Origin of the sequence: Rhodococcus sp. (in: high G+C Gram-positive bacteria), from assembly GCF_049286785.1 — a bacterium.
In the GTDB taxonomy this organism is placed as follows: domain Bacteria; phylum Actinomycetota; class Actinomycetes; order Mycobacteriales; family Mycobacteriaceae; genus Rhodococcus_F.
On record NZ_JBAQEO010000579.1, the window covers coordinates 1 to 6,389 of the forward strand.

The 6,389-nt window shown below is 65.3% G+C and carries 6 protein-coding genes; 2 read left to right on the top strand and 4 right to left on the bottom strand.

Annotated features, from left to right (window positions below; genetic code table 11):
- Nucleotides 1-374 precede the first annotated feature (374 nt).
- Nucleotides 375-1,394: a beta-ketoacyl-ACP synthase III gene (locus tag WAW17_RS21100; RefSeq protein WP_422334863.1), complete on the top strand. Its 1,020-nt coding sequence runs from the start codon at nucleotides 375-377 to the stop codon at nucleotides 1,392-1,394.
- A 108-nt stretch (nucleotides 1,395-1,502) separates the two neighbouring features.
- Entirely contained in the window at nucleotides 1,503-2,147 is a 645-nt protein-coding gene (locus tag WAW17_RS21105) for a DUF3060 domain-containing protein (protein ID WP_422334864.1), read from the top strand.
- An 8-nt stretch (nucleotides 2,148-2,155) separates the two neighbouring features.
- Here WAW17_RS21105 and WAW17_RS21110 read toward each other — a convergent pair whose 3' ends face one another.
- The 4 genes from WAW17_RS21110 to WAW17_RS21125 form a co-directional block, all read right to left on the bottom strand.
- Nucleotides 2,156-2,917: an HNH endonuclease family protein gene (locus tag WAW17_RS21110; protein ID WP_422334865.1), complete on the bottom strand. Its 762-nt coding sequence runs from the start codon at nucleotides 2,915-2,917 to the stop codon at nucleotides 2,156-2,158.
- A 73-nt stretch (nucleotides 2,918-2,990) separates the two neighbouring features.
- Nucleotides 2,991-4,154, bottom strand: coding sequence for an alkaline phosphatase family protein (locus WAW17_RS21115; RefSeq protein WP_422334866.1), 1,164 nt, complete (start codon nucleotides 4,152-4,154; stop codon nucleotides 2,991-2,993).
- Nucleotides 4,155-4,218: 64 nt separating this feature from the next.
- Nucleotides 4,219-5,076: an SDR family oxidoreductase gene (locus WAW17_RS21120; protein ID WP_422334867.1), complete on the bottom strand. Its 858-nt coding sequence runs from the start codon at nucleotides 5,074-5,076 to the stop codon at nucleotides 4,219-4,221.
- Nucleotides 5,076-6,389: cytochrome P450 (locus WAW17_RS21125; RefSeq protein ID WP_422334868.1), on the bottom strand; the 1,314-nt coding region annotated here is incomplete at its 5' end. The genes WAW17_RS21120 and WAW17_RS21125, both read right to left, overlap by 1 nt.

Consider the following 6,389-nt stretch of genomic DNA (forward strand, 5'->3'; position numbering starts at 1 on the left):
CGCGGCAGCAGGTGCGGCGAATCCGAACAACGCTGCGGCTACGCAACCGGCCGACACAACGGCAAGAGCTCTACTTCGCTTCACTCGGATACCCCATCTTCGTGCAACACGTGGCGTTCGAGGAGCCTGAGGAACGGATCCCTCTCCCCCCACGGGAATCAACTGCTGAACCCGAAGGAGTCTAGCAACACTGCTGTGGTGGAAGTCATGCTTTGGGGTTCCAGGAGACTCCTGCTCCTCTGGCCCGAATCGAAACTACTGGCCGGTAACAGTAACCGGTGCTACCCGGCGCTGCGGCGCCGACGTAACGTGTGCGGGCGACAGTTTTCACACTGCGTACACAACCGGCGCGGACCTGATGAGGAGATCGATCGATGGGAAAGCAGATTGCCACCCTGGCTGGAGGTCGGCAGTCCGCCCTTCTCGGGCTCGGCGTTCACCGGCCCGAACGGGTCGTCACCAATGACGAGATCTGCGAGTTGATCGACTCGAACGACGAGTGGATCCAGTCGCGCTCGGGCATCCGTAACCGCAGGTTCGCGGCGGACGACGAAAACGTCGTCACGATGGCCGTCTCCGCAGGCCGGTCCGCGATCGAGGCGGCCGGGATCGATCCGCAGCAGATCGGCTGTGTCATCGTGGCCACGTCCACGTATCTCCTGCTGACCCCGCCTGCTGCGACGGTCGTGGCCGACGCACTGGGAACCGGAGGTCCGGGCGCCTTCGATCTCGGTGGCGGCTGCGCCGGATTCTGCACGGCACTGGCCGTGGCGTCGGACATGGTGCGCGCCGGAACCGCCGACAACGTCCTCGTGGTGGGCGTCGAGAAGATGAGTGTCACCACCGACCCCACCGACCGTTCGACCCGATTCATCTTCGGTGACGGCGCCGGCGCCGTCGTGGTCGGTCAGAGCGACGTTGCGGGAATCGGGCCGGTCGAGTGGGGTTCGGACGGTTCCCAGGCAGACGCCATCGTGCAGGATCTGGACTGGTACGAGTACATCACGACGCCGGGTGCCACCCGTCCCTACATCAAGATGGCAGGAACCGCCGTGTTCCGCTGGGCGGCTTTCGAGATGGGCAAGGTGGCACTCAGCGCCTTGGCGAAGGCAGGGCTGTCGGTCGACGACCTGGATGCCTTCGTCCCACATCAGGCCAACTCCCGGATCACCGAGGTGATCGCTCGCGGCATGAAGTTGCCCGACACCGTGCCGGTTTCCGACGACATCGCCGAGACCGGCAACACCTCGGCCGCGTCGGTACCGCTGGCGATGGAGGCGATGTTGCGGTCCGGGGACGCGAAGCCGGGCGACACCGCCCTGCTGCTCGCGTTCGGCGCCGGGCTCTCCTACGCCGCTCAGGTCGTCACGATGCCGGTGCTCGCGAACAGGTGACGCCGTTCCCGGATGCTGCTGCGTCGTGGCTCCGAGGAATGGGCCGGTGTCACTGCTAGCTTGCTCTGCGGACGGGACCACCGACCGGGAACAGGAAAGCAGGGATCGATGAGAATCACTCGCCGCGCCGACACCCCTGGTTCGTTCGTCTCGCTTTCCGTAGTGGTTGCGACTGTGCTGCTGGCGGGCGGGTGCGGCGGTGGAGCAATGGACGACGAGCAAGATGCCGCCCGGGTGTCGGAGTCGGGGTTGGAGTTCAATGCGGGCGGTGACTGCACCGGCAGGGATGTGCTGATCGACAGGGACGGTGCCGTCGTCGTTCTCGAAGGAGACTGCGGAACCGTCACCATCGACGCGAACGGTGTCTCGGCGAACGTCGATCGGTCCGGCACCGTCATCGTCCGGGGGCAGGACACCACGGTGACGGGTGCGCAGACGGGAACCCTCACCATCTCGGGACGCAGTAATCGATCCGCTGTGGAGGCCGTCGAGTCGCTCGAGGTTCTCGGCAACGCCGTCACGGTGTCGGGTGCGCGTGCGGGGCGGATTTCGGTCAGCGGAAGTGGGAACTCGCTCGAGATCGGCCGTGCAGGTGACACGGCGATCAGCGGCAACGACAACCGCATGCAGTCGGAGGCGGTCGAGGAGCTGGAGCTGACCGGTTCCAACAACACCGTCGAATGGAAATCCGGAGCGCCCGGACCGGTACGGAACACGGGTTCGGAGAACCGCCTGGTGCCACCGGGGGCGTAGTCACACCCTCAGTGTGCGCCGCACTCCGTGAGTACCGCTTCCATCGCGTCGCGTTCGGGCGGGGTGACCCAGAGTCGGTACACCACTTTCACTTCCACCTGGCGAGCCACGTAGATGCAGCGATACGTCTTCGACGGCGGCAGCCAGGTAGAGGCGTCGGCGTCGCTCTTGCGCTGGTTGGTGGGCCCGTCCACGGCCTGAAGGTTGAGTGGATCGTTCGCGAGATTTGCGCGCGTCTCGGCGTCGAGTAGTTGAGCGCCCTTCTGCCACGCGTCCGACAGCGCGACGATATGGTCGATCTGTACCTCGTCCGACGTCCTGGTCCCGCGAGTGAACGCAATACTGTTGCCGGTGTAGGGATCACGAAGTGTACCGGACTGCACGACACAGTTGCGGGTCTTGTCGCGGAATGCGATGTCCACGAGGTCGCGTTGCAGGATGTCGTTTCGGGTGTCGCACCCGTTGCGGCCGAACGGCACCGACACATTGTCGGTCCAGCTGCGTCCGAACAGTTCTCGGTCGTACCCGGTCTCGGGTGCGCGACCTTTGACCTCGAGGGTGGCCAGTGCCTCGAAGGCGGCCTGGATCTGTTTCGGGTCGGCGATATCCGAGGGTGAGTCCGGGGACGTGCCGGCGTCCAGGGTCTCGTCGATCGCCGGTGCCAGCATGCGGACGAGGAAGATGACGACGAGAACGCCGAGTATCCAGGGCCACTTGTTCCTGACGGTCGAGCCGGTGACACGATTGTTCGGTTCCGCAGGGCGGGGCATGAATCACTCCTGGAATCAACACTGTTCATCATTTGTACCAGGAGTGGGACGGGTGTCCGACTGTCGGGCCGGTCTAGTCGGCCGGGATTCGCAGGAGTGGAACGAGTAGTTCGTCGTCGGTCAGTGCACCGTGCTGGCCCGGAAGCGCGGACAACCGGGATTCCTTCTTTCGCCGGACCACCGCGAGGTCGCCCTGGGCGATGGCGACCACGTCACCGATGCGGCTGTGGATCTCGGACCGTACGGCGGCACCGAACAGTCCGGCCGTCAGCGCCTCGCTACGGCTTCCGATCCACATCCCCGGTCCCAGCGTCGTCTTCCATCGGGCCGCCACGTCGTGTGCTGTTCCGGATTTCGTATGCACGTGGCGACATCGCGGTTCCCCGGCGAGGGCCACCACATCTTTCGAGAGGTCGGGCACGGCGTCGAAGTCGACTTTGTCGGCGTCGTCGACGGTCACCATTCCGTGATCGGCGGTGACCAGGAGCGTGGTGTCCGGGGCGCCGGTGGCGAGGGCTCCTGCGAGGTTTTCGACGAGCCGGTCCACGAGCGTCAGCTGATGGAGCCAGGCCTGCGAGCCCGGCCCGTAAATGTGTCCCAGCGTGTCGATCTCACTGACGTAGCAGTAGGTGAGTGTTCGGTCGCCGGACGCTGCGGCGGTGACCACGTTCGCGATGAGATCGCCGTATGCATGTGTGCCGGAGAACGTTCCGCCACGCAGAACCGCGCGGGTGAGCCCGGAGCCGTCGAACGCGGCGGGAAGAACCGTGGTGCACGTGATACCCGCTGCGGCAGCACGTTCGAACACCGTCGGCGCGGGCTGCGCCACCTCCGGTACCAGGCGTGCGAGATCGTCACCTTTCTTACCGGTGCGCCACGACAGCCAGTTGAACGTACCGTGCACCTCACGAACGTATGACTGGTAGCCGGTGATGCCGTGGCCGCCGGACGGGAGCCCGGTGCCGAGCGACGCGATGCTGGTGGCCGTCGTAGTGGGAAATCCTGCGCGTATCGGTCTCCTCCCCGGTAACCCGGCCAGGAACGGTGCGTGCTCGGCGTGCCGGCGCAGCAGGTTCGCGCCCAGTCCGTCGATCAGCAGCACGACCGTGCGCGCGCTGTCCGGCAGGCGCAGCCGGTTGGGCGCATCGGGAACCTCGAGCGAGGCGAGTACGGACGGCATCAGGGAAGCGAGCGTGGGCTGGGAATACACGTCGAGTGGTGGCGCCGAAATGGTCATACTCCACTATGTGCGACGGGCGGTGAGGAGGACGACCACTTCGGCGCCGAACCTGCGCCATTTCCTACCGGGCCGCGCTGATGTCTCCCTGCGTGCGCCGGTCGTAGGCGGCACGGGCCTCGGCGTCCGGTTTGGACAGGACGTTGCTCGCACCCATCTTGTCGCTGAGCCAGTCCTCGAACCCGCGCGGAAGCAGCGAGGCCACCTTGTACAGTGCCTGGGCTCGCGCGGGAACCCAGGTCTCCAATTTCGGTGCGGCCGAGACCTTCAGGATGGTGGTCGCGACGTCTTCGGCGCTGACGGGTTTGGAACCGTGCACAGTGCCGATACCGACGGCCAATTCCGTGTTGACCACCGTGGGCAGAATGCACGAGACGTGGACGCCGGCGGGGGCGAGTTCCGACCGCATTGCCTCGGAGAACCCGATCACGGCGTACTTGCTGGCACTGTAGGTGGCCGCCCCTGCGACAGCGATGCGTCCGACAGCGGATGCCACATTGATGATGTGGCCGCGACGGCGCTCGATCATGCCGGGGGTTACCAACTTGGTTCCGGTGATGACGCCGTGCAGGTTGACGTCCACGATCCGCTGGGTAACCGAATCGGACTCGTCGATCAGGTCGGCGAGCGGCATGATGCCCGCGTTGTTGACGAGAACGTCGACCGGGCCGAGCGTGCTTTCGGCGAACTCGATGAACTGACGGAACGACTCCGGGTCGGCCACGTTCACCCCGGTGGCAACCACGCCACCCCCGAGTTCGCGTGCAGTCTCACCGGCCAGGTCGGCGTCGAGATCGCCGATGACGACCCGGGCGCCTGCGTCTCGGAACTGTGCGGCGGTGGCCTTGCCGATTCCGCGGGCGCCGCCGGTGATGGCGACCACGGAATCGCGTAACTCGAAAATGGGGTGACGACCGAGCATCACAGTCCTTTCAGAAGGGGGCGAAGTGCGACGGGTTGTCCGTCGGACGGGAAGGGAAGGGAGGTGAAGTTCAGTGGTGCCACGTAACCGGGATCCACGGACCATTCGTACCGCAGCAGGAGGTGGTGCATGATCGAGCGAATTTCGGCGCCGGCGAAATGCATCCCGAGGCACTTGTGCACACCCCCGCCGAAGGGTTCCCACGCGTAGCGGTGAATCTTGTCCTCGCGGCGTTCGGGGGAGAACCGCTCGGGATCGAAACGCTCCGGGTCGGGCCAGTATTCGCTCATGTGATGGGTGAAGTGCGGCACGACGGCAACGTAGGTGCCGCGGGGAATGAACCGGCCGAGAACCTCGGTGTCCTCCACGGCGCGTCGTGCCACCACCGGCACCGGGGAGACGAGCCGCATGCATTCCTTCATGACGAGATCGAGATCCGTGAGTTCGTCCAGTTGGTCGAGGCTCGGGGCGTCTGTATTCAGTGCCGCCGACTGCTTCCTGCACCGGTCCTGCCATTCGGGATGCTGTCCGAGGTACTGCATCATCGTGGAGAGTGAGATGGTGGAGGTGTCGTGCGCCGCCATCAGCAGGAAGATCATGTGGTTGATGACATCGTCGTCGCTGAACCGCTCGCCATCCTCCGACTCGATGTGGCAGAGCACGGAGAACAGGTCGTCGGAGGCCTCGGATCGGCGTGCGGGCAGGTACTTCCGGAAGAACTTCTCCAGTAGTTTGCGCCCGTCGAGTCCGCGCTTCCAGCGTGTGCCGGGAATCGGGTATCGGATCGCCGACGTGGCGGATTGGACGCAATCGATGAAAGCTTTGTTGATCGCCCGCATCTCGGCGGGCGTGGTGCCTTCGGCGCCGCCCATGAAGATGCTGGTGGCGAGGTCGAGTGTGAGTTCCTTCAGGGCCGGGTAGGCCCGGAACCGATCCTCTGGACGCCAGGCGTCGAGTCCCTTCTCGATCGCGGGATGCAGGGCGTCGGTATATCGCGCAAGGCGGTCACGGGTGAAGGCCTGCTGCATGATTCGCCGGTGCGTGAGATGTTCTTCGCCGTCGAGCAGCATGAGTCCGCGGTGGAAGACGGGACCGATGAGGATATTCCAGCCTTCGCCGCTGACGAAGGCCTTGTCCTTGTTCTGCAGCACGGCCTGACATGCGTCGGGACCGAGCATGGTGACCCAACGTTCACCCAGCATGCCGAACCACGAGATGGGGCCGAACCGCTGCGCTCGCCGGCCCAGCATGCCGAGTGGATCACGCACGTAGCTGAGGGAGTGGCCCACAAGGGGAAGTCCGGCGCTCCCTGG